The sequence below is a fragment of the Nonomuraea sp. NPDC026600 genome, from assembly GCF_040638335.1.
Lineage (GTDB): Bacteria > Actinomycetota > Actinomycetes > Streptosporangiales > Streptosporangiaceae > Nonomuraea.
In genome coordinates, this window is the sequence record NZ_JBEZYD010000017.1 from 109,378 (window position 1) to 132,003 (window position 22,626).

The window sequence follows — 22,626 nt, forward strand, 5'->3', positions numbered from 1 at the left end:
GCACACCCCAACGCGGAACACGGTTACGAGGCCGCCGCCTCGTGGTGGCGGGCTGACGAGGAGGAGCAGCATGCCAAGCCGCCACATCCATCTCGTCGGAAGCCATCCGGCAGCCGATACGCGCCAGGCCATGACGATCGTGGCAGAAGTGGCGGGCCCGTACCTAAGGACCCTGGCGGACGGGGAGGTCGGCGCCCGACGCCGCTGGATCACGCACATCATCGACGGCCTCCGCGAGCATCCGGACGTCGAGCTGCGGACGGACGGAGACTGGTCCGGCTACGACAACCGCCCGGTCTTCAAGGTGAGGCGCGGACACCGGCTCACCCCCAGCTCCCTGAGCCTTGGCCACGCGGCCGCCGCCGGGGAAAGCTACGAGGTGTTCAAGGAGATCCGCCAGGAACACCGTCTGGACGGTGTGTCGTTCCAGGTCGGAATCCCCGGCGACCTGGACCTCGCGCTCTTCGCCTTCGGACCGGCAAGAGCGTTCAGCCGCCGCGCACCTTTCCGGGACGCGCTCGCCCATGAGATCGAGGAGATCGCCGGGTGGGGCGGCCAGGACGTGCTGTTCCAGCTTGAGGTGCCCGTCGAGCTGGTCATGGTGGCCCGCGCCCCCAAGCCACTGCGGACGGCGGCCGCGCGCCTGCTGGCCCACGGCATGGCCAAGCAGGTCGCCGCCGCACCGCCGGGCACTCGCTTCGGCGTCCATCTGTGCGTCGGCGACCTCAACAACAAGGCGCTGAAGCGATTAGGCACCGTCGCCCCTGTGGTGTCCATGGTCAACGCGCTTCTGCGGGCCTGGCCACAAGGGCGTTCGCTGGAGTACGTCCACGTTCCGCTGGCGGCGGGCGACCAGCCGCCACCGCTGGAACCGGGCTTCTACCGAGCTCTGGAACTCCTCGCCGCGTTACCCCGGGACACCAGGTTCGCCGCCGGCCTGGTCCACGAGGCTCAAGAACCGGACGACCAGCGGAAGATCCTCCGCACCGTGGAGAGCCTCCTCTCTCGTACGGTGGACGTCTCCCCTGCCTGTGGCCTCGGCAGGCGTTCGCCGCAGGACGCCCGGCGTGCCCTGGAAAGAGCGGTCACCCTGGCCGAATCATGATCCCGAACCTCTACGCCTGGTCTCCTCGCGGGTCTCCCGCTCGGCCGCCGCTCGCGGGCTTTCTCCTGGGTTTGCTCGGCCGCCGGGGAGTTGCCACCGGCTGTGGTCGCTGGCCGTTCGGAGGATCAGTCAATGTCCGGGGCGATCGTCGGCCGGCAGATGGGCTGTGATGACGCAGCCGTACGGCCGGTCGCCTGGCGCGGGTTCGACGGTCGGCCCGCTGCTCATTTCCGAGTCGCGGTGATCAGGTGGCGGGCGCCCTGGTCGAGCAGATCGGAGGCGACGCGGGAGCCGAGGGTGGCCGGGTCGCCCGGATCGCCCCACAGGTGGGCGCGGACGAACTGGGAGCCGTCGTGGTTGAACACCATCCCGTACAGCGACATCTGCCCGTCCGGCGTGGTGGAGGCATGTCCGGCGATGGGGCTGTTGCAGTGGCCGCGCAGCAGGTGCAGCATCGTGCGCTCGGCCAGGATGTGCGCGGCCGTGGCGGGGTGGTTGAGCTCGTCGAGCAGCCGCATGATGGGGTCTTCGGCGGTACGGGCCTGGATGCCGATCACGCCTGCGCCGACGGCGGGCACCATGGAGACGATCCCGCTGTCTGCCGGGTGGAACTCCAGCGGCAGAACCTCGTAGTGCCGGTCCACGGCGTCGATCCGGCCGAGGCCGGCGCGGGCGAGGATGAGCGCGGCGTACTTGGTGTCCTCGTCCAGCTTGGCCAGGCGGCTGTTGACGTTGCCTCGGATGCCTTCGGTCCGCAGGTCGGGCCGGTACATGTGGAGTTGAGCACGGCGGCGGACGGAACTCGTGCCGATGATGGAGCCCTGGGGGAGTTCAGCGAGGGGCGTGCCGTCGCGGGTGACGACGACATCGTGAACGTCCTCGCGTTCGAGGTAGGCGCCGAACGCGGTCCCTTGAGGCAGCGGCACGTCGCCGGGAACGTCCTTCATGCAGTGCACGGCGATGTCGATCTGAGCCGACGTCAGGGAGCGGTCGATCTCCTTGGTGAAGTTGCCCTTCCCGCCCAGTTCGGCCAGGTCGCCGGGCCACAGGTCGGCGCTGGTGGTCATCGGCACCAGCTCGACGTCCAGGCCCGGTACCCGCTCGTGGATCCGGTCGCGTACGTCGTTGGCTTGGTACAGAGCCATGGGCGAACTACGTGTGCCCACCCGCAGCGGCCGGTCGGGGAACGCGTCGTGCAGCAGGTTGATCAAGGCGTCGGTCATGGTGGTCTTCCGGTCAGTCGAGGTAGATGGCGAGCCTACGGCCCTGGGAGAGGGGAAGGGCGGCGAACGGGCCGCGAGCCCCTGGGGCGACCGACCCTTCACGTGTATCGATAGATGATAAAATTGTGACTCTGCGGTCGTTCCGCATCACTGTTCGTATCACCCTGGCCGCGGCACCGGACCACCAAGCACGGGGGCGGTGATGCCGGCATGAGGAATTCCCGAGCTGACGACGACGCACCGAACCGTGCGCGCCGGATGGGAGCCGGTTTCGGAGCGTCGCGTACCGCCCGCCGCATGGCTCTGCTGGCACCGGGCGCAGCCCTGCTGATCGCGAGCTGCGCCTTGCCCTCAGAGACGAGTTTCACGGCCCTCTCCTCCTTCACGTCGGCCAAACCCGCGCCGACGGCGAGCGCGTCCGACTCCACACCGTCGGCGCTGAAGCCCATCGATCCGGCCGTGTTCCGGTCCACCGTCGAACGTGCGGCGAAGAAGCTCATGGTTCCCGGCGCGGTGGTCCTGCTCCGCACCCCGCAAGGAACCTTCCGGGCGACTGTCGGCACAACCGAGCTGGGGACGGCCAAGCCGCCCACCACGGGCGACCACTTCCGGATCGCCTCCAACACCAAGACCATGACCGCGGCGCTGATCATCCTCCTCGCCCAGGACGGCAGACTCCGGCTGAGCGACCCGGTGTCCACCTACGTTCCCGGAGTGCCCAACGGGGAACACATCACCATCGCCGACCTGCTGAAGATGCGCAGCGGACTCTACAACTACACCGACGCCCCCGAACTCGCGGCGACCATGGACGCCGACCCGGGCAAGGCCGTGACGCCGCAGGCGATGCTGGACATCGCGTTCCGGCGCCCGCCGAACTTCGCACCCGACGCTTCCTACGAGTACAGCAACACCAACTACACGCTGCTGGGCCTCGTCGCCGAGAAGGCGGGCGGTCACCCGCTGGCCCAGCAGTTCCGGGACCGGCTGTTCGCCCCGCTCGGGCTGGCGGGGACCTCGCTGCCCGCCGCCGGCGACCTGTCCCTCCCGACCCCCTATTCACACGGCTACATGTACGGCGGATCGGCCTACGCGCTGGTCGACCGGCCCTACCCCGCCGACGTACAGGCGGCGGCCCGGTCCGGCAAGCTCCGGCCGATGGACTACACCCTCCAGAGCCCCTCCTACGCCACCGCCGCCGGAGGCGCCATCTCCACCGCGGACGACCTGGCCACCTGGATCCGGGCCCTGGTGGCGGGCAAGGTCCTCAACCCCGCGTTCCAGCAGCAGTGGCTCCACAGCCCGCAAGCCGAGGACTCGGCCGCTCCTGGCGGGAAGAAGTACGGGTACGGCATCGCCTACCAGCGCTTCGGTCCGAAAGCCTCGATGTACTACCACGGCGGTGAACTGCCCGGCTTCAATTCCTTCATCGGCCGGGACACGGACCACGACGTCACCCTGGTGATCTGGACAAACCTGACTTTGTCGCCCGGCGGCCGGATGACGGCCCAAGCCTTGCTGCCCACCATCCTCAACCAGGTCTACGCCGGCCTCTCGCTCCCCACCGGCGTCGACTAGTCGGTGTCCTGCAGTGACGCGAATCACCGTCGCCACCGCCTCATTTGGCGTCACACTCCCGGGCCCGATTCCGTCATATGAGTAGGCAAGGCTTGGGGGCCCAAATGCGTTCGGTATTGGCCAAAAACCGCTCGTTTCAGTTCTCTCACTGGTCGTTCATGTTCGCGGAAATCGCCGTCTGGTCGTTCGTCGTCCTGGCGGTGACCGGGGCGGTGCTGATGGTGTTCTACGACCCCAGCATGTCCCAGGTGACCTATGACGGCTCGTACGGCCCTCTGCGCGGACTCTTCGTCAGCAAGGCCTTCGACTCGACCATGCGTCTGAGCCTGGAGGTGCGCGGCGGCCTGCTCATCCGCCAGGTCCACCACTGGGCGGCGCTCATCTTCGTGGCGGCCGTCGTGGTGCAACTGCTGCGCATGTTCCTCACCGGCGCGTTCCGTCGCCCGCGCACCGGGCAGTGGCTGATCTGGGTGACGCTGCTGGCGCTGGGCATGGCCGCGGGCGAGACCGGCAACGCCCTGCCTGACGACATGTTGTCGGGTGGGAGCCTGTGGCTGATCATGTCGGTAGTGCAGTCCATCCCCGTGGTGGGAACCTGGGCGCTGTCGCTGCTGTTCGGCCCGGGCTTTCCCGGCGACAGGGTCATTCCGGTCATGTACGGGGGGCACCTGCTGATCGCGGTCGTCATGGCCGCGCTGCTGATCGCCCGCAACCTGCTGGTGCGGCGGCACGGCCACTCCCGGTTCATCGCCTCGCTGCCGACGCGGCGGAGCGCACGCCCGATGATGGCACTCGCGACGATCGGCATGCTGATCATTCTCGGGTTCGGGTTCCAGATCGCCCCTATATGGCTGTACGGCCCTGCCAAGCCGACGCAGATCTCGGCGGGCTCGGTTCCCGACTGGTACATGGGGTTCCTCGACGGCGCCCTCCGGATCATGCCCGGGTGGGAACTCACCGTCGGGCACTACACACTCAGCCTCGCGGTCCTCATCCCCACACTGGTGATACCCGGGGTCTTCTTCACCGCCCTGGCCGCCTACCCGATGGCCGAGCGCTTCCTCATCTCGCGACGCGGCCGCCGTGACGCGCTGGGCCGGCCCAAGACCACGAGCCGCATGGCCCGCGAGACACTCGCGCATGACCTGCTCGATCGCCCACGTGAGACGCCGGTGAAGACAGCCATCGCGATCGCCGGCGTCACGTTCTACGGCCTGCTGTGGGCAGCCGCGGCCAACGACCAGATCGCCCAGCAGTTCCAGATGCACGTCGATGCTGTGACGATCTTCTTCAGGTTCGCCGTGGTCATCGGCCCCGTCATCGCCTTCGTCATCACCCGGTGGATCTGCCTCGGACTTCAGCAGACGGATCACCACGTGGCCGAGCACGGAGTGGAGACCGGGATCATCACGCGATCCCCCGACGGCGGATTCCACGAAAGGCTGGCGCCGGCGCACCAAGAGCCCCGGGAGCCGGCGATCGCCTCAGGAAGATGACAGTGACACCGACCAGGCCCTCCAGCTACGCGATCACATCCACCGGCAGATTCCCACGGCCGCCGCGAGGTGAAGGTTCGGACGCAGACCTCACCAGGCCCGGCAAGATCACCCCGATGAGCGGGCATTGGTGATCGCGGCTATCAGTGCCGATTCAAACCTCCGATCAATGAGCCGCTACCATGCTTCGCATATGTCAGGACACATCCTGAGCGTGCATACGAAATCGTGCTTCTAGCAGAGCATACATGGTGAATCTTGATGGATTTTGTAGGTTTCTTATCTATTAATCGCCTCTTGGCGATCAGAAACACCCAATGTTAGCTGCGCGTGACATGCCACTTCCTCACCCCCCAAAGGTGAGCATGGTGAAGAGGTCGTTACGCGCGCGTTGCTCTCCGGGACTCCCGCGCTGGCCTCAGGACGGCTTCCTGGTCAGCTCCGAGCGAGAGGCCGGCGAGGTCAAGTACGTCGGGCTGAAGAGCGTGTACGGCAAGCAGGCCACCGTGATCAACCCATGGGGCACCCAGCAGATCCGCGTCCGCCGTACCTCCGACAACGCGACCATCACGACGAGCTCGAGCGCGGAGAACGCCGGCGCCCAGCCCCTGATCGCCGACCGCATCGCCATCGGCCCCTGGGAATCGTTCGGCCTCATCACCAACTGACGCTGTGGGCCGCCTCCGGCTGCTGTCGAGGCGGCCCACAGCACATATCGATTTGGGAGCATCGCATGCACGTTTCGCGCCGCACCTTCATCACGTCCGCGGTCGCCGGATCCGCGCTGGCCGCCATCGGGGCCAAGCCCGCTGCGGCGGCCAGCCCGCCCGGCGACGTGGTCGGCAAGATCACGGTGGGCTATCAGGGCTGGTTCGCCTGCATCGGCGACGGCGCCCCCATCAACACCTGGTGGCACTGGAGCCAGAACCCGGCCCAGCCGCCCTCGCCGAGCAACACCACCATCGTGGCCTGGCCCGACATGCGGGAGTACACCCGCACCTACACGACGGCCTACGGCAACCTCGGCAACGGGCAGCCCGCGACCCTGTTCTCCTCCTATGACCAGCAGACCGTCGACACGCACTTCCGCTGGATGCGGGAGAACAACATCGACACCGCCGCGCTCCAGCGCTTCAACCCGAACGGCGGGGAAGGCGCGACCCGCGACGCGATGGCGACCAAGGTCCGCAGCGCCGCCGAGGCCAACGGCCGCAAGTTCTACATCATGTACGACGTGTCCGGCTGGGCGAACTTCCAGCCCGAGATCAAGACCGACTGGACCGCCAAGATGTCCGCCCTGACCGCATCCCCGATGTACGCCAAGCAGAACGGCAAGCCCGTCGTGTGCATCTGGGGATTCGGCTTCACCGAGGACAAGCATCCATCCGACGCGGCGGCCTGCCTCGACGTGGTCAACTGGTTCAAGGCCCAGGGCTGCTACGTGATAGGCGGCGTGCCCACCTACTGGCGCCAGGGCATCAACGACTGCCGGCCGGGCTTCATCGACGTCTTCAACGCCCTGAACATGCTCTCGCCCTGGATGGTCGGCAGAATCGGCAAGATCGCCGACACGGACTCGTTCTACACCAACATCAACACCCCCGACCAGGCGTACTGCAACTCCCACGGCATCGACTACCAGCCCTGTGTGCTGCCGGGCGACGTCAAGGGGCGTCAGCGGACGCACGGCGACTTCATGTGGCGGCAGTTCTACAACATGGTCCGCGTGGGCGCCCAGGGCATTTACATCTCGATGTTCGACGAGTTCAACGAGGGCAACCAGATCGCCAAGACCGCGGAGAACGCCTCGATGATCCCGGCCGGCTCCGGCCTGCTCGGCCTGGACGAGGACGGCACGGTCTGCTCGTCGGACTACTACCTGCGGCTCACCGGCGACGGCGGCCGGATGCTCAAGGGCCAGATCGCGCTCACCGCCGTACGCCCGACCCAGCCCACCGTCAACACGCCCTCCCCCACTGTGATCAGCCTCCGCGCCCGGGCCAACGGCAAATACGTCACTGCGGAGAACGCCGGCGCCCAACCCCTGATCGCCAAGGGCGACGCCATCGGAGGCTGGGAGCAGTTCGACCGCGTTGACCTCGGCAACGACAACATCGCCCTCAAGGCACGGGCCAACGGCAAATACGTCACCGCCGACAACGCGGGCGCCTCAGCGCTCATCGCCAACCGCGACGCCGTCGGAGGCTGGGAGACCTTCCAGCTCATCAGCAACTCCGACGGAACCATCAGCCTCAAAGCCCAGGCCAACGCCAAATACGTCTGCGCCGACAACGCAGGAGCCGCACCACTCATCGCCAACCGCGACGCCATCGGCCCCTGGGAATCCTTCGACCTGATCACCAACTGATGGCCTTTGTTACCCAGCTCCTTCACTGAACAACACGTCATCGTGGCCGAGCAGGCGTGCGCCGGCCGTCAGGTGAGACTCCGATGCGAACTCCACGATCGGGCAGGCCACGCCCGTCCAGCCGATGCCGCAATACCCGTTCGGGACCGGACGGTGCCGAACGGGGCGCCCGGCTGCGGGCCGATCTGTGCCGTGAGCGGCCCGAGGACCACGTGGAAGGTGAGGGCACCGTGCCCGAGAGGCCCAGCAGTAGGTAGGCGTCCTGGTCAAGCGCACCTTGTTGAGGTTGGAATAGCCGATCTTCTTCCCTCGCGGGCTCTTGCATGCGGCCGACTTCCGGTGCACCGCCGCGGCTTTCACACCAGATTTCACTACTGAAGTCTTGCCCGCGGCATTCGCCGTTGCAGCGGGGCCGGTCAGCAGTGTGAGCGCGACACCAGTCCCTACCATCGGGGAAACAAGCCTCTTGTAACCCATTTTCCCCTCTTCCCGTCTTATCCCAGGTCCCGATTCCCCGTTTTGAGCGGACCGGGGCACTGCCAGCACGCTCGCAGCCGACAACGCGAACATCAAGTAGATCTTCATCAAAATCACACCTTTGGACATTTTGGATAAATAAACATTCAGGTCAGAGCACATGCCCCATCGCTCGCGGCCAGCTCCCAATAGGTTCGAAGCCATCGACAAAAACTTCGCATCCGCACCAATCAGCGACCTTGGCGGCCAAAGACGGTTGTGCACGACATCCCCGAGAAAGCCGCGACTTCCGCAACCCCTTGCGACGTTGATGAGAAGTCCTCCTGGAATTCAGGAAAAGACCCAGATCAATTCCATCCGCGCATGGGATGACCCCATGCGGATACCGCCTGTCAACGGCCATGCTCGAAAGGTGTTTGCACGATCACTACCCTGACTGGCCTGGGCTTCGCCAGCCGCGAGGCTGACAGGGCAAATGACGCCGGCGCCACCCCAGGGCTCCGGCGCAGTGGATTTTTGTCCTTTTTCTCGATCACATGGCGTTGTTCGTCCGAAGCGGTGCCATCTGCTCGCCAGATTCGACACCAGTCGCTGAGAGAAACGGTCGATGTTCGCGAGTTTCGACCCCACACTCGGTGGAGCGTCGTCGACGGTGTGGGAGTGCGGGTCCTGGTCATATCCGGCTGGAAATTTCCGCTAAGCAAGAAGGTGCAGGTCAGCGTGCTTCCTCGCGGACGGTTCAGCCGTGCTTGGTGATGAGCTTGGTCAGCGCGTTGCGGAGCTGGTTGATGCGTTCTTGCGCGTCGGAGCCTTGGATGCCGAATGGTGAGGGTGCAGTGGGTGGTCTGGCATCCTTCGGCGGCGACCTGGGCGGCGGCCGGGATTCGGCCGCGTACCCGGATGAGTTTGCGCTGGTCTCGCATCGCCCTGCAAGATAGATTGATCTTGCAGGGGACATATTAGGACAAACGGAGATGGGAATGCCTGACAGCTTTCGTGTGACCATCGACGAACTGGCCACTGAGTACAACCGGCGCGCTCAGCAGGTCCGCGACCTGCACAGCGAGCTGAACGAGCTGCGGTGCACCTCCAGGACCCGAGACGGCATGGTCGGCGTGACGGTGGGAGCACGCGGCCAGGTCTGTGCCATCGAGCTGAACCCGCGCGTCTACCGCATCTTGTCGGCCACCGAACTGGCCACCGCCATCATGGAGCAGATAGCCCAAGCCACCGCGCAGGCCACCGCCTGCGCCGGGGAGCTTATGCGCCCGCTGATCCCCGACGACCTGCCGTACGAGGAGATCTTCGGCCCCGGCGCGACCCTCGATTCGCTGCTGCCCCAGCCCCTCGACCTCGGCGCGGACGCGCCGTCACGCCGGTGACCTTCGACGGCATGTACGTCGAGCGCGCCGCCCTCGAAGGCGGCGCCCGCTTCGTCGAGGACGAGCAGACGCGGATCGCTCGTGCCCGCGACACCCTGCGCGCCGCCTTCGATCGCGACCGCCGCACGCTCGGGGACGATCAGTACGGGGCCGAGCTGGAAAAGCAACTGCCGGAGATCGAGAACGGGATCTTCGACGCCTTCCATGCCTATCTCGACGCCCTCGGCGACAGCGCCGACGGGTTGCGCGTCAGTGCGCGCAACTACAAACAGGCCGACGGCGACGACTGAGCCGGTTGAGCTTCGACGGCAGGCTCATCCCCGAGGGGATGAAGCCATGGATCGGCTGGGTGGTCGGGACGGACTGGCCGCAGGGCGATGAGGAAGGCTGCTTCCGGCTCGCCGACGCCTGCGTGACGGCCGCCCACCAGGTCGTCGAGGGCACTGCGGCCGACGACCCGTACAGCGCCCGCCGGATCGGCCGGGCCTGGGACGGCGCGGCCCACCAGGCGTTCGCCGAGTATGTCGCCAAGACCGCCGACAAGCAGGTCGCCGACCTGGCCGCCCGGCTGATCCATGCAGCGATCAAGCTGAACGCGGTCGGCGTGCAGATCCAGTACACGAAGTACCTGATCGAGGCCACGGTGTGGCTGCTGGTCGTGCAGATCGGCTACCTGAGCGCCACCGCCGTGGCCACTGGCGGCTCCAGCCTCACGATCATCCCAGCCCGTCTGCAACTGGCCAGGCTGACCGTGGCACTGATCGCCAGAATGGCCTTGATCAACATCGCGCTGTTCGCCGCGATCGGCGCCGGTATGGACGCCGCCGTGCAGTACCTGCAGATTGAAGGCGGCCGCCGCGACGGCTTCGACCCGCGCCAGCTCGCGACCTCGGCGGCCACCGGCGGCCTGATGGGCCTGTTCAAAGGCGGCCTGGCCGGCGGGCTGACCCGGCTGTCCACCCCCGCCCTGGCAAACGGACTCGGCCTTTCACGGGCTGAGATGCGCCTGCGGGAGAAATTGCTCGCCGCCGCGACCCACTCCGTCTACGGCCAGGCGGCACAGTACGGCCTGGCGGGCGGCCTGGCCAGCATGGCCACCATGCTCTACAACGGCGACCTGGACTGGACGGCGCTCGGCAAAACCGTCCTCTCCAGCGCGCTCGGCGCCGACGGGCAGCATCTGACCGCCCCAGAGGTCCCCCACCACTGGAACACCAGGTTCGGTGATCCCCGGTTCGAGGCCCCACTGCGCCGTCTTGACGAACTCGATCCAGGCGCGTTCGGCCGCCTGCACGACGGGGTGAACCACGGCCGACTCCGCGACACAGACCGGTTCGCCGAAGCCCTGGACAGCGCCCTGGCCTCCTGGCAGTCACCGAAGGAATCCGTCTACGCCCCTCGTCCAAGAACGGGAGAGTTCATTTCGGGGTCTGGCGACGCGGAGCCGGTTTACCTCGCCCGCGGCGGCGAGCACCTTGTCTACGAACTCCACGACAGCATCGTCAAAATCGACCACAACACATCGGCCAAGGTCATGGACTGGCGCTCGCCCGACTTCGACCCCGATCATGTCAAGCTCGCCGACGTGGCCTCCCAGATGCTGGACATCCTCCGCGACAAAGAACACCGCTACACGCTGCTCCGGGATCTCCACGGCGCACACCACGTCGCCGATCAGCACTCGTATGTGCGGGACATCAAATGGCCCGGGCGCGTCATCAACGAGATCGTCGGCGCGGCCCGGGCCGACCCCGAGCGCATCTACGAGATGCCTGCGATCGTCACCGTCCAGCATCGCTATGACGGCCTGGAAACCTTCCGCAACCCGGACCTCGCGACCGGGTACGCCGAGACCGCCAACCGGAACCCTCCTGCCGATGTCTATCTGGAAGCAGGGCGGCGCTGGCTGGAGAACGTCGGGCCCGCCCGTTTCGACCAGGAGTTGTTCCTGGACGCGCAACGAAGTCCGTCGCTCAACAGGCTGTTCCTGCTGGCGCAGGACGACGCCGAGCTCATGACCGAGATACGGAGATTCGCCAGCAACGCCCTGCACTACAGCCAAGTGGCAGGCGAGACGATGGACATGGTCGGCCGGGGCAACGTCGTGTTCCTCGATTCCCGGTCGTATGTCCTTGTCGATGCGCTGCACCCGTACCCGGTCAAGAGGCTGAGCGAGGCGTCCCGGCTGCTCGGACGGCTTGACGGGCACGAGGAGCTCACCAGACGTGACCGGATCTACCTGCTCAATGTGCTCAACTACGTCAGGACCGTCAACGCCCTTGCCCACCTGACCGGCCTCGACGGCCGTCTCGACGTCGTCCCCCCGGGCTTCAACTCCCGCAGTTGGCTGCGGTTCCAGCAGATGTGGAAGTCCAACCAGTGACCGATGATCCATACGTGCGACTCGGCGAGGAGACCGCCGCCCGCATCACCGCCGAGCCGACCCCGTCCAGCGGCGCCGTCTCCGCAACGGAGATCGTCTCTGGCTGGGTGGTCGCTTCAGTTCTGGCCGTAGAGGGCGGGCAGGTCGACGAGATGGAGGTCGGGTGACGATGTTGCCGCTTGGTGGGCCTTGTCGTTGAAGCCTGCTCCGCTGAAACAGATCATCTTCGTGTGTGAGGTGTCGTAGCGGTCGGCCCGAGTGATGAGGTCACGGATGTGCCGGAGACGGTCGATGTGTGCGGCGCCCATGGTGTCGTTCCATTTGGCTTCCCCGATGGCGAGCAGGGGTGCTTTGCCGCTATCGGCGATACCGATGATGGCCACGTCGATCTCATGGCCAGTGCGCGTGGTGGGGTCATGGACGGTGCCGTGCCCCACGCGGGCGGGCAGCCCGCCAAGGAGATCGGGTTCGGCGTGGTGCAAGGCCCAGTCGCGGCAGACTTGTTCGAAGTGGGGGCCGAGGACATTGCTGACGAAACGGCGGCGGCTGGCCTGCCAGACTCGGTTCGCACTGCCGGGGCGTTCCAGCTGGTCCCAGACGGGACGCATGATCGCGTGGTAGAAGCCGATCAGCGGTTCCGCGATGCGGTAAGTCGGGCGGTTCTCTCGGAAGACGTCGGCGTCTCGGTGGAGCAGTCCAGCGTCTTCGAGGACATTGATCGGGTGTGCAATATCAGTGGCCTTACGTTCCAGATAGCCGGCCATGCCGCCGCGAGTGGCGTTCCCGTCGGCTACCGCACCCAGGACGGACAGATACAGGGTGGTGTCGCGTAGGTCGGGTTCCTCAGCGAGGAGATAGCGGGCCTCTCGGAAGAGAGGTGTCTCTGGGTTGAGGACCGTACGAACGACCCAATCATCGAAATCCGCCATGTCCGCCGGGGAGTCGCCGCGGGCGAACTCACGCCGGTAGGCGGGTGTGCCGCCGACGATCGAATTAACCATGAGAGCCAGGCGCGGATCGGTGATGTCCCAGAACTCGGCGGCAAGGCGGTGATCGAGCGGGCGAACGAGCAGTTCAAGGCCGGACCGACCGCGCAGGGGCGCGTTACCCGCCAGTAGCTTGCCCATGAAGGACAGGGCGGAGCCGCAGAGCAGGAGTCTGGTCTGGGAGGTGGTTCGCTGATCACGCAAAGGCCTGAAAGCTTCCTGGATTACTGACGGTAGCTCAGGGTTGGCTTTGGCCAGGTACGGGAATTCGTCGATCACCACGGGCAGCGGGCGCTCGGAGCCGAGCGCGAGGAGCGCGTCGATGGCTTCGAACCAATGGGCGAAGTGATACGGGGTCGCGGGTCGCGAATGTTCGGTGAGTGCGGAGCTGAACCGGCGAAGTGACTCGGCGTCAGCGGCCTCGGTCGCGCCGAAGTAAAACCCTCCGGCTGCCCGGCAAGCGGCGTCGAGCAGGAAGGTCTTTCCCTGACGTCGGCGTCCGGAGACCACGCCCAAGGTGGCGCCGGGCTGTGGGTCGGTGATGAATCGGGTCAGTGCTGACCACTCGTACTCTCGATCGAACATCTCGGCTGGCTTGTCCATCGACAACCTCCGAAAGGGAACTACAGTTATGTTAACTGTACCCCTACATCCAGGAGCCAAAGGGCTCTTCGTTACGTTCGAGAAGAGCCACTGAAGCGACTGAGACCCCCGAGACGGCGTACTCGCCGTACACGGAGGTCTCGTAGACCAGGAGATCTACTCCTCTGAGGTCGTCAACCCTGTAGGGCATGACCACTCGGAAGGGTTACCCAGCTTGACGTTGGTGCCGCCGATCCCGCAGTGTTCCGTTCGGAACTTTAACCAGATGCTGCTGGTGGTAGTGGTTCACTTCAGGCAATAAATGTGTGGATCACTCGGTCAAGGAGCGCCGGGTCAGCGGATGCTCCTCATCCCCTGACATCAGGCCGGCGGGACGGGCCAGTTCCGCTGATCTACGTTGTGATTCGGCCTCCGGCCACTTACCGTTGCCGCCTCCGTGGCCGCTGTGGGGTGCAGGCGGGATACGCGCGGCGATCTGGTCACGAGCGTGCTCGCAGTCGGCGAAACGGTGCGGGCAGGCGAAGGCGTGCTCGATCAGGTCCTTGGCCACGCGTGCCCGCGCGATGCGCTGCTCCCATCCGGCGACGTGGCGGCGTAACAGATCCTGGTGATCCATCGGATCGGGCGTGGACAACAAGGCGCTGAGCTCACGCAATCCGAAACCCGCCTCCTTTCCCATTGACACCGGTACCTACCGGCGTGCCCCTCGTCGGCCTCTGCCTCAAAAGCGCCGGCCGGCGCGAACATGACACCGGGCGGCGGCTGCGCGTCTCCGTCAGCCGGCGCCTCACTCCGGAGGTCGTCGCCGCCTACACCGAGCTCGGTGTCGACAGGCTCATCGTGGTCCCGCCGGTCGGGCCCTCGCTCACCGAGTTGGAAGACTTCGTACGGGCCAGCACGCCGAGCGCGAGCAGCAGCAACCCGGCCGAGGCCCACGCGGCCCAGTCGCCCAGGGCGGTGTAGAGGGTGGCCGAGCCCTCCCGAGGCAGGGTGGCCGTGACCGTGGTCATGCCCGTTCTGTCGCTGTAGCGCTCGGTCACGATCCGGCCGCGGTTGTCGCTGACCGTCAGCCATCCCTCGCGTGCGGCACGGGCCACCGCCAGGCCGTTCTCCACGCCGCGCACCACCGCCATGCGGCTGTGCAGCCACGCGTCCTCGTCGAAGTCCCAGGCGGGCGCGAGCAGGGCGGCGACGCCGGCCTTGCCGTACTCCCTGACCAGGCCGGGGAAGTCGAGGTCCTTGCAGATGATGAGGCCGAGCCGATTGCCGTCGAGGAAGGCCAAGCTGGTACCGGGCCGGAACTCGCGCTCCAACCCGGGGATCATGTGGTGCTTGTCGTAGTGCACGCCGGAGGGGTAGCTCACCGCGCTGTTGGTCTCCATGGCGATCCCCGCGACCACCTCCACACCCGGGCGGGCGAACGGCAGGTCGGCGGTCTTGAAAACCTTCTCGGGCAGCACCACGATCTCCGCGCCGCGGGCCACCGCGGTGTCGATGGCCTCGCCGTACCGGCGGACAAGATCCTCGGAGTTGTCCGTCGCGACCAGCGCGACCTTCCGTCCTCCGGTGTCGGCGGGCGTCGCGAGCCGGACGAACCCATGGCCGAGCGTGAGCGCGACCAGCACGCCCGAGACCACCGCCGCGCGTGGCCGCAGGACCGCGATCGAGGCGGGCACGAACAACAGCAGGAAGGTGATGCCCCAGACCCCGGTGACAGAGGCGGTCTGCAGCACGGGCAGGAAGTCGGCCTGCGTGTACGCCAGGCTCCACCAGGCCCCGTGCGGTCCGGCGAGGTTCATGACGTACTCAGTGGTGACCCAGACGGCCGGGACGGCTGCCGCCGCCAGGAGCGGCCTGCCGCGCACGAGCAGGGTGCGGAAGAGCAGCACGCCCAGGCCGTAGCAGAGCGCGGGGCCCGCGATGAGGGCGGCGGCCAGCGCGGGCGGCATCTCGAGGGTCCGGGTGAAGTACGGCCACATCTGCGCCTGGCCGGCGAGCCAGACGAGCGTCCCGGCGGCGAAAGCCGTAGCCTTGCCCGCCCGGCGAGCCAGGAACAGGACGGGCAGCGGCGCGAGCCAGGTGAGCCACCAGACGGGGTGGAGACCGGTGCCGAAGTGCATCAGGACGGCGGAGGCGAGGGTGAGAAGGATGCGTTCCATACCGACGATCGTGCTTTTCCCCACCCTGCCGGCGCGTCAGTCTCGAGTGTGATCTCCGTTGTCACTCTCACCGGCGACCACCAGCCCGGACTCATAGGCCAGCACCACGGCCTGGACCCGGTCCCGCAGGTCCAGCTTGGTGAGCATGCGGCTGACGTGCGTCTTGACCGTGTGCTCGGTTACCACGAGCGAGGCGGCGATCTCCGCGTTCGACAGGCCGCGCGCGACCAGCTTCAGCGTCTCGCGCTCGCGTTCGGTCAGTGCCTCCAGCCTGGCCGCCAGCCGGGGGGCGACGCCGTGGGCGGGCCTGCGCACCAGGTCCTCCAACAGTCTCCTGGTCGCCGCCGGGGCGAGCAGGGCCTCACCCAAGGCGACGGTACGCACGGCGTGGGCGAGCTCGTCGCGCCGGATGTCTTTCAGCAGGAAACCGCTAGCGCCCGCCCGGACCGCGTCGTAGACGTACTCGTCGAGGTCGAACATGGTCAGCACGAGCACCTTGGCGGCGGTGGTGGCGCAGATCTCCCTGGTCGCCTCGATGCCGTTCTTGCCCGGCATGCGCACGTCCATCAGGACCACGTCCGGCTGGAGCCGCCTGGCCTCGGCGATCGCCTCCTCGCCGTCGGCGGCCTCGCCGACCACCTCTATGTCCGGCTGCGCGTTCAGGATCAGCCCGAACCCCGCGCGGAACAGGTCCTGGTCGTCGGCGATGAGGACCCGTAACATGCGGGCTATTCAAGCAGAAATTCCGCTTCCACCAAGAAGCCCCCGTTTCGTCCCGCCCCGGCCCTAAGCGTCCCGCCACATGCCGCCGCCCGTTCCCGCATCCCAGCCAGCCCGTACCCGCCGCCCTCACCCGGCCCCCGCCCGTCGTCGGCGATCTCCACCGTCAGGCTCTCCCGCCAGGTCAGAGTGAGGCGTACGGCACGCGTACCGGCGTGCTTGCGCACGTTGGTCAGCGCCTCCTGAACGATGCGGTAGACGGCGGCCTCAACGCTTTCGGCGACCGGGCGCGGGGTACCGACGGTCGTGCTCACCACATCGAGGCCGCTGCGCTCGACCAGCGCAGGGAGGTTGGCCAGACGGGGCTGAAACAGCGACTCGCCCAGGCGCTCGCCGGCATGGCCCCACACCGGTCCGCCACCTTCGCCCGGGGACCGCAGCGCGGCGAGCACCCCCCGAAGCTCGGCCAGCGCACCCCTTCCCGTGCCGGCGATCGCATCGAAAACCGCCTCGGCCCTGTCCGGGTCGCTGCGCACCACCACCGGCCCGGCTTCGGCCTGAACCACCATCAGCCCAACGGAATGGGTGACGATGTCATGCATGTCGCGCGCGATCCGGGTGCGCTCCTCGGCTACCGCCGCGATGTGCTCCTGCTCCTGCCGCCGCGCCCGCTCGGCCAGCTCGGCAGCTCGCGAGCGGCTCGCCCTGGCACTGGTGCCCAGCGCGTAGGCGGCCACGAAGGCAGTCCCCATCAGCCGGAAGGTCTCGTCGTTCTCCCCCGGCAGCACCAGCGAGATACCCACAGCCGCGACGATCGCCGGAATCGCCGCCAGCCTCTTCCACGTGGGGCTCAGGTCGGCGATCGTGTAGACGGCCAGCAGCGGCCCGAAGGGCAGGAACGGCTTCTCCCACGTCACCATCACCGACATCGCCGCCCCGACCACCACCGCCACCACCATCGGCGCCCGCCTACGCCACCACACCGGCACCGACGCCAGCAGCCCCAGTCCGATGATCCACCAAGGTTTGGGATCGGGCAGGAGAAGCGGCCCAACCGTAGCCAGGACCACGCCCACCGCAAGCACCCCGTCAACCGCCCTACCAACCCGGCCCGCTGCGAACATCTGCTCATTATCAGGACTTATCAGCCCTCTGCCTTCACTCTCTAGAGTGAACATCCCGGGGCTGCCGACGGCCACCAACGGACCTGAGTCAAGGACGATCACAAGGAGTGATTGCCCTCCGACCGGAGGATCTCCTCGGCGCGTTTCAGGACGCGCGTGGGTAGCGCTTCGCTTCAGGCAATAGATGTGCGACCTAATGAGGCCTAGACCGGTACTCCGCCCACAGGTCGACAGCCTCTTGAAGATCAAGAGCAGCAACGTCCTCGCGGGCCATCCCGACCGTGTAAATCAACCGGTCCGCCAGCCAATCCGGAACCGGTTCTCTAGGGGGTGCGTCCTCAATCCGAAGATGATCGGCTAGCGTGCCGAGACGCTCGATCACCTGGCCGAGCTGGACAAACTCAGGACGGGCAGCACCCGCCTCGCGAACCCTCGCTGTCGCCTCCGCGTACACTTCCGCGTCGGCACGCTCACCGACAGCCCACACCTCACAGATCTCCACCGACTTGTCCTCAGTGATCCGGTAGACGACACGCCAGGTGTTACGGCCGATCACCAGCTTCCGAAAACCGGTCAGTTCCCCACCGAGCGGGTAACCGGCCTCAGGATTATCCAGCAGGAGAAGGATCTTCCTGAGCACCTTGGGCACCGCATCTGGGCCAATGCGTCGGAGGTCGTCGACCGCCGGCGCCGTAAAGACGACGTCGGACACGACTCACTCATCGTCCGGGATGGCGGCCAGCGACTCGCGAGTCTGCCCGAAGGCTGCAAGCACGTCATCGAGCGAGACCCGCTCCCCCGTGTCCGTGACCGACCGAGCGAGCACGAGCGCAAGATCACGCAGATCAGCCGCCGCCTCCTCCAACTCCTTGAGTCGGCGAATGCTCACCACGGCCGCCACCGGCCGATGTCTGCGGGTGACCACCAGATCGGTCCCCAGCTCCGCATCAGCCACCAGACGGGCAACTCCTCGCTGAGCTGCTTCTGTGACGCTCAGCTCAGTAGCATCGTGCAGAACGGCCATACATCAACTGTATATCTTTCTGCACAGAACCGCGATCCTTAGGCCCACATTAGACTCACGCCTCTCCGGAGGTCAGGCCCACCGGACAGGCCACACCAGTTCCACCGATGCCGCAGTACCCATTGGGCACTTTGTACAGGTATTGCTGGTCTAGAGGTGCTTCTAGAGAGCGACCCACCATCCGACCTGCTAACTAGCGACCAGAGCGCAAACCTGGAAAGTGCCCGTTGAGCCATTCCAGGTCAGTCAACGTGGGGGTAGCCACGTTCTAGGTAGTCGTTGATCTGCCACCATTGCGTGGGATGGATGTCCAGCGACTGAAGGTCGCCCGGGGCCACCCAGCGGACATCGCTTGCCTCGTCGTTGGCTCCCGGCCGACCACCGACAGGACGGGCGATCAGCATCACCTCGTACTCCTGCCGGACCTCACCGTCGGTGTAGGCCACGATGTGACCGGGATCCGAGTAGATGCCCAGGATGCCCACCGGCTCCACCCGAACGCCGGTCTCCTCCTCGGTCTCCCGTACGGCGCACTGTGACGGCGTCTCCCCGATCTCCATCTTGCCCATGGGCAGAGCCCACTGACCGGTGTCGCGTCGGCGCTGCATCAGGATGCGCCCCGCATCGTCCACCGTGACCGTGCCGCAGGCCGGAACCAGACTGTTCGCCTTCGGTGCGCCCGGATCATTCCAGTACTCGACTCGCCCCATGAGCTACCTCTCAGATCTCCGCACCGGACCACGGCACTGCCCCGGCCCAGACGCGCTCGAACGATGACATGTAGTAGTAAGTCAGGGACGATCGGATCTTGGCTGCCAGAGTGCCGCCAACTCCTAGTCTCGCCGGGCTCCCTCGGGCCAGATCACCTGGACGGGCACCTCCCGCCGCCGGGCCTCGGCCACCACGTCGGCAGTGCCGCCATAGCCTCGGGCAGGCTGTCCGTCCCAGACGGCGAACAACACATCGGCGTCGTCAAGCATGCGTTCGCTGGCCGTCATATGGGAATCCGAAGTGGACTCCACGAAGTCCAGCCTGAGCGCCCGGGCCGCCCGGCCCAGCAACTCGTCGTAAGCCGCATGGCACTGACTCGGCAGTCCGTCTCGATACTCCTTGGCCGGAATCACGGCCTCCAGCGCCCCACCAAGGTCGAGCACCCCACGAGCGAAGATCTGATCGGCGCCATCCGCCAGACAGGACAACCCGCTGATGTCGGGGAGGTACTCCACGAGCGCCTCACGTATCGCCCGATCGATCAGAACGGCAGTCTCTTCCCGCAAACCCCGATGGCCGGAGACGGCGATGCGAACCATGATCCCCCTAGAGCAGAGTGGCGTGAAGACGTTCGTCGAACGATCGCAGGGCGTTGGACGACGGCCCGGCATACGCTCGGCGGAAGGTCTTGACCCGGTGCAGGACACGCTCCGAGCCATACGTCGTTCCCACTGTGAGCGCATTGGACGCCAGATACAGCGCCTCGTCATAGTGCCCCGACATGGCCTCGGCAGCCGCTACCTCGGTCATGAGCACGCCACGCTGCTTCGCACCGAGTTGGGCCGACGAGAGCGACTCGTTGAAGGCGGCGACGGCTTCGCCCGGCCGCTTGAGCCGTACCGTCACCAGAGCGCGATAACCCGCCAGCTTCGCATGATCGAAAGGGAACACCCATGGCCAGGGCGGCGCGGCGGCCCGCTCACCGGCCCGTACCGCCGACTCAGCCATCCTCAACGCCTCAAGCGCTGCCGCCTCATCTCGTACAGTCGCGTGGCCGAGCGCTTCGATGCTCAACAGCCACGCGCGAGCGGTGGCCGGGGGCCGCTCGCCGATCTCCCGCCGCGCCCTCGCCAGAAGGTTCAGTCCGGTCAGCGGATCGTCGGCGTCGATCTCGAACGCGGCCAGACTGCCGATCATGTACGCCGCCAGCAGCGCATTGTCGGCCTGCCGTGCGCTGTCGATCGCACGACGGTAGTAGAAGCGCGCCGAACCGGTGTCCTGCATGTCGGCGTGTACCCAGGCCGCGAAGCCTGCCGCCTCACTCAGACCAGCCCTGACCTCATCAGCGGACGGAGATCGCGACGCGCGGCCGAGGACGCGATTCGCGAGATCGACCTGGGCCACGGCCGGCCGGGCGAGTTCACGCGCAGGCGTTATGGCCTCCAAGCGACGCTGGGCACCGGTGATGCTGGTCAGCGTGGCAGCCGTGGTCTCGTCCACGTCCAGGCGCTTGGGCAGGGCCACGCCCGCCAGCGCGGTCAACGCCACCGCCTTGCCGAAATCTCTGCGCTTCGTCGGATCGTCATCCCCTCGAGCTCCGAACCGGAGCAAGTGAAGCGGCACTCCGATCCGGATGGATATCTCCCGAACCTGGTCCACGGTGAGTGGCTGACGACCCCGCAACACCTTGGACACCCAGCTCTGGGAGTAGCCGACCGCCTCAGCAAGCTGGGCCTGCGTCCATCCATGTGCCTGCCGTACCTCTTCAAGGATGGTTGGGAGATCGCACTCGGCGAGAGCGGCGGCAACGGCTGGCCCGGACCAGAACTGCGGCGGTATCTGGGTCACAACGCTAGGTTAAGTCGCCAACCTCGGCCATACCGATATTCGCAACGAGAATAGGCGTACCACCAGCAGCACTAGGCCGTTCACCTGCAGTTTCGCGACAGCGACGCTCTGTACATGAGCGCACTTCCATCTCAACCCGTGGTCGACGCACAACGGCTGGCCGCTGCTCTAGCGACTCATGGAATCACTACCGACGTCCATCACGACTACGGCATGCCCATGGTGTCGGTCTGGGTCGGCCTGATCGTGTGGTGTGAGGAGGGGATGTACTGGTGGCGCACAGGCTGGAACCCACTCAGACACCGGGCGATCTACGCATGGCACCCCTCCACCGAGCCAGCCCGCGCCGCGCGCCGAGTTGCCCTTCGCTACGCACACCTACGCGTGGCGCATCCGCATTCGTCGCTGATCACCAAAGCGCAACCGCGCCCATGACCTTGCAGCAGGTGCTCAGCAGTTTCCCTGGCTGGCACATCATCGACATGGCTGGCGGCTGGGTCGCCATCCGAGCGAACCTCGTACCCAAGAACAGCGGTCTCTCCAACGTGCGTTGCGGAGAGACCTTGGAGGAACTGGCCGGGAATCTACACGCCGAGACCAGACTCCAGAGGTCGGGAACACGTGCGGTAGGTAGGTGATTCGATGGCAACCCGATCGGGAGCACATGGCCTCCAGACCCGAGCGCCGGAAGCGGGGCGGCAGAAAAGTTTCCCAAGATTTGGTATCTGATCGACGCAAGCCTTTGACTAGCACGAATAGCCGATGAACTTGCGGCGGCTACGCCCAGAAGCCTCATATCCGTACCAGAGCAAGGCGAGATGCCGGGCTCTATCCCCGAACTACCTTTATGCTTTGTTGCGCCGTCTCAGAACGGCAGCCATAGCCGGTCGGTTGTCCACTCGGGGGATCGACCAGCACCGATCCGGTGGTCGATCCCGATACCCATCCAACCCCGGTTCGGAGAAGGAATCTTATGGCTGCCAATAAGAGCCGGCGCCGCGAGCTACCTGTACGACCGGAGTGGTGGCCGCTCATTACTCGGGCGGTACTGATCACCCTGGATTGGCTAGTGAACGGCGGTGGGCTCAAGTAGGCGAACCTACCTGAGCCCACGAGTGCGCAAGAGCCCTCGTCTGGAATTGGCGCCCGGCGGGGGCTTCTTGCTCTCTCAGAGTCATTGCAGATTCGCAATGACTCCGTACAGCCCCCACTATACGAGACTTCATACAGAGCCGGATGATAGTCGACTAGCCCACCCCCGGTTTGGGGACATTCTCAACAGCGCGGTGGGCCGCCATAGGCGGCACCCCCTTGAACTCTGTAGAGAGAGTTCGGTGATTACCGACCGTGCCCATCCTGTGGTGATGCACTGCCGAGTATCAGGTCGGCCATACGTAGCAGGCGATCGACGTAGGCGCGTCCTTCGACGGTGCGAATCC

21 protein-coding genes are annotated in these 22,626 nt (G+C 66.3%); 9 read left to right on the plus strand and 12 right to left on the minus strand.

What is annotated here, in order from left to right; translation table 11 throughout:
* Nucleotides 1–130 precede the first annotated feature (130 nt).
* Nucleotides 131–1,105 (plus strand): hypothetical protein, encoded by a 975-nt coding sequence (locus AB0F17_RS33475; RefSeq protein ID WP_358031174.1) that lies wholly within the window; start codon nucleotides 131–133, stop codon nucleotides 1,103–1,105.
* Here AB0F17_RS33475 and AB0F17_RS33480 read toward each other — a convergent pair.
* Complete coding sequence (locus tag AB0F17_RS33480; protein ID WP_358031369.1) at nucleotides 1,100–1,234, minus strand: NUDIX domain-containing protein; 135 nt, start codon at nucleotides 1,232–1,234, stop codon at nucleotides 1,100–1,102. The genes AB0F17_RS33475 and AB0F17_RS33480 overlap by 6 nt on opposite strands.
* A gap of 95 nt (nucleotides 1,235–1,329) precedes the next feature.
* The gene (gene hemC, locus AB0F17_RS33485; protein WP_358031176.1) at nucleotides 1,330–2,328 is read right to left on the minus strand and encodes a hydroxymethylbilane synthase; all 999 of its coding nucleotides are present in this window, start codon (nucleotides 2,326–2,328) and stop codon (nucleotides 1,330–1,332) included.
* 297 nt (nucleotides 2,329–2,625) lie between these two features.
* Here hemC and AB0F17_RS33490 point away from each other — a divergent pair, with 297 nt between their 5' ends.
* The 8 genes from AB0F17_RS33490 (at nucleotide 2,626) to AB0F17_RS33525 (ending at nucleotide 12,179) form a co-directional block, all read left to right on the plus strand.
* Nucleotides 2,626–3,906 (plus strand): serine hydrolase domain-containing protein, encoded by a 1,281-nt coding sequence (locus AB0F17_RS33490; RefSeq protein WP_358031178.1) that lies wholly within the window; start codon nucleotides 2,626–2,628, stop codon nucleotides 3,904–3,906.
* Between the two features lie 158 nt (nucleotides 3,907–4,064).
* The gene (locus AB0F17_RS33495; RefSeq protein WP_358031179.1) at nucleotides 4,065–5,402 is read left to right on the plus strand and encodes a cytochrome b N-terminal domain-containing protein; all 1,338 of its coding nucleotides are present in this window, start codon (nucleotides 4,065–4,067) and stop codon (nucleotides 5,400–5,402) included.
* Between the two features lie 368 nt (nucleotides 5,403–5,770).
* On the plus strand, nucleotides 5,771–6,070 hold the full coding sequence (locus tag AB0F17_RS33500; protein ID WP_358031181.1) for a hypothetical protein: 300 nt from the start codon (nucleotides 5,771–5,773) through the stop codon (nucleotides 6,068–6,070).
* Between the two features lie 65 nt (nucleotides 6,071–6,135).
* Nucleotides 6,136–7,770, plus strand: coding sequence for a hypothetical protein (locus tag AB0F17_RS33505; RefSeq protein WP_358031183.1), 1,635 nt, complete (start codon nucleotides 6,136–6,138; stop codon nucleotides 7,768–7,770).
* Nucleotides 7,771–9,227: 1,457 nt separating this feature from the next.
* Entirely contained in the window at nucleotides 9,228–9,629 is a 402-nt protein-coding gene (locus AB0F17_RS33510; protein WP_358031185.1) for a YbaB/EbfC family nucleoid-associated protein, read from the plus strand.
* Complete coding sequence (locus AB0F17_RS33515) at nucleotides 9,626–9,919, plus strand: hypothetical protein (RefSeq protein ID WP_358031187.1); 294 nt, start codon at nucleotides 9,626–9,628, stop codon at nucleotides 9,917–9,919. The genes AB0F17_RS33510 and AB0F17_RS33515 overlap by 4 nt, the downstream gene beginning before the upstream one ends.
* A 38-nt stretch (nucleotides 9,920–9,957) precedes the next feature.
* A complete protein-coding gene (locus AB0F17_RS33520) occupies nucleotides 9,958–12,012 on the plus strand; it encodes a hypothetical protein (protein ID WP_358031189.1) in 2,055 nt (684 codons plus the stop codon).
* On the plus strand, nucleotides 12,009–12,179 hold the full coding sequence (locus AB0F17_RS33525) for a hypothetical protein (protein WP_358031190.1): 171 nt from the start codon (nucleotides 12,009–12,011) through the stop codon (nucleotides 12,177–12,179). The genes AB0F17_RS33520 and AB0F17_RS33525 overlap by 4 nt, the downstream gene beginning before the upstream one ends.
* On the opposite strand, the gene AB0F17_RS33530 is transcribed toward AB0F17_RS33525, so the two are convergent.
* The 10 genes from AB0F17_RS33530 to AB0F17_RS33575 form a co-directional block, all read right to left on the minus strand.
* A complete protein-coding gene (locus AB0F17_RS33530; protein WP_358031192.1) occupies nucleotides 12,129–13,601 on the minus strand; it encodes an ATP-binding protein in 1,473 nt (490 codons plus the stop codon). The genes AB0F17_RS33525 and AB0F17_RS33530 overlap by 51 nt on opposite strands.
* Before the next feature lie 310 nt (nucleotides 13,602–13,911).
* Complete coding sequence (locus AB0F17_RS33535; protein WP_358031193.1) at nucleotides 13,912–14,256, minus strand: hypothetical protein; 345 nt, start codon at nucleotides 14,254–14,256, stop codon at nucleotides 13,912–13,914.
* A gap of 154 nt (nucleotides 14,257–14,410) precedes the next feature.
* Nucleotides 14,411–15,760, minus strand: coding sequence for a hypothetical protein (locus AB0F17_RS33540; RefSeq protein ID WP_358031195.1), 1,350 nt, complete (start codon nucleotides 15,758–15,760; stop codon nucleotides 14,411–14,413).
* A 36-nt stretch (nucleotides 15,761–15,796) separates the two neighbouring features.
* A complete protein-coding gene (locus AB0F17_RS33545; protein WP_358031196.1) occupies nucleotides 15,797–16,483 on the minus strand; it encodes a response regulator transcription factor in 687 nt (228 codons plus the stop codon).
* Between the two features lie 5 nt (nucleotides 16,484–16,488).
* Nucleotides 16,489–17,556: a histidine kinase gene (locus AB0F17_RS33550; protein WP_358031197.1), complete on the minus strand. Its 1,068-nt coding sequence runs from the start codon at nucleotides 17,554–17,556 to the stop codon at nucleotides 16,489–16,491.
* 241 nt (nucleotides 17,557–17,797) lie between these two features.
* On the minus strand, nucleotides 17,798–18,316 hold the full coding sequence (locus AB0F17_RS33555; protein ID WP_358031199.1) for a type II toxin-antitoxin system RelE/ParE family toxin: 519 nt from the start codon (nucleotides 18,314–18,316) through the stop codon (nucleotides 17,798–17,800).
* Nucleotides 18,317–18,319: 3 nt separating this feature from the next.
* Nucleotides 18,320–18,628 carry a type II toxin-antitoxin system prevent-host-death family antitoxin gene (locus tag AB0F17_RS33560; RefSeq protein ID WP_358031201.1) on the minus strand — a complete coding sequence of 103 codons (309 nt, stop codon included), beginning with the start codon at nucleotides 18,626–18,628 and terminating at the stop codon, nucleotides 18,320–18,322.
* Nucleotides 18,629–18,870: 242 nt separating this feature from the next.
* On the minus strand, nucleotides 18,871–19,338 hold the full coding sequence (locus AB0F17_RS33565) for an NUDIX domain-containing protein (RefSeq protein WP_358031202.1): 468 nt from the start codon (nucleotides 19,336–19,338) through the stop codon (nucleotides 18,871–18,873).
* 123 nt (nucleotides 19,339–19,461) lie between these two features.
* Complete coding sequence (locus AB0F17_RS33570) at nucleotides 19,462–19,938, minus strand: hypothetical protein (RefSeq protein ID WP_358031204.1); 477 nt, start codon at nucleotides 19,936–19,938, stop codon at nucleotides 19,462–19,464.
* A 7-nt stretch (nucleotides 19,939–19,945) separates the two neighbouring features.
* Nucleotides 19,946–21,187, minus strand: coding sequence for a helix-turn-helix transcriptional regulator (locus AB0F17_RS33575; RefSeq protein ID WP_358031206.1), 1,242 nt, complete (start codon nucleotides 21,185–21,187; stop codon nucleotides 19,946–19,948).
* Nucleotides 21,188–22,626 lie beyond the last annotated feature (1,439 nt).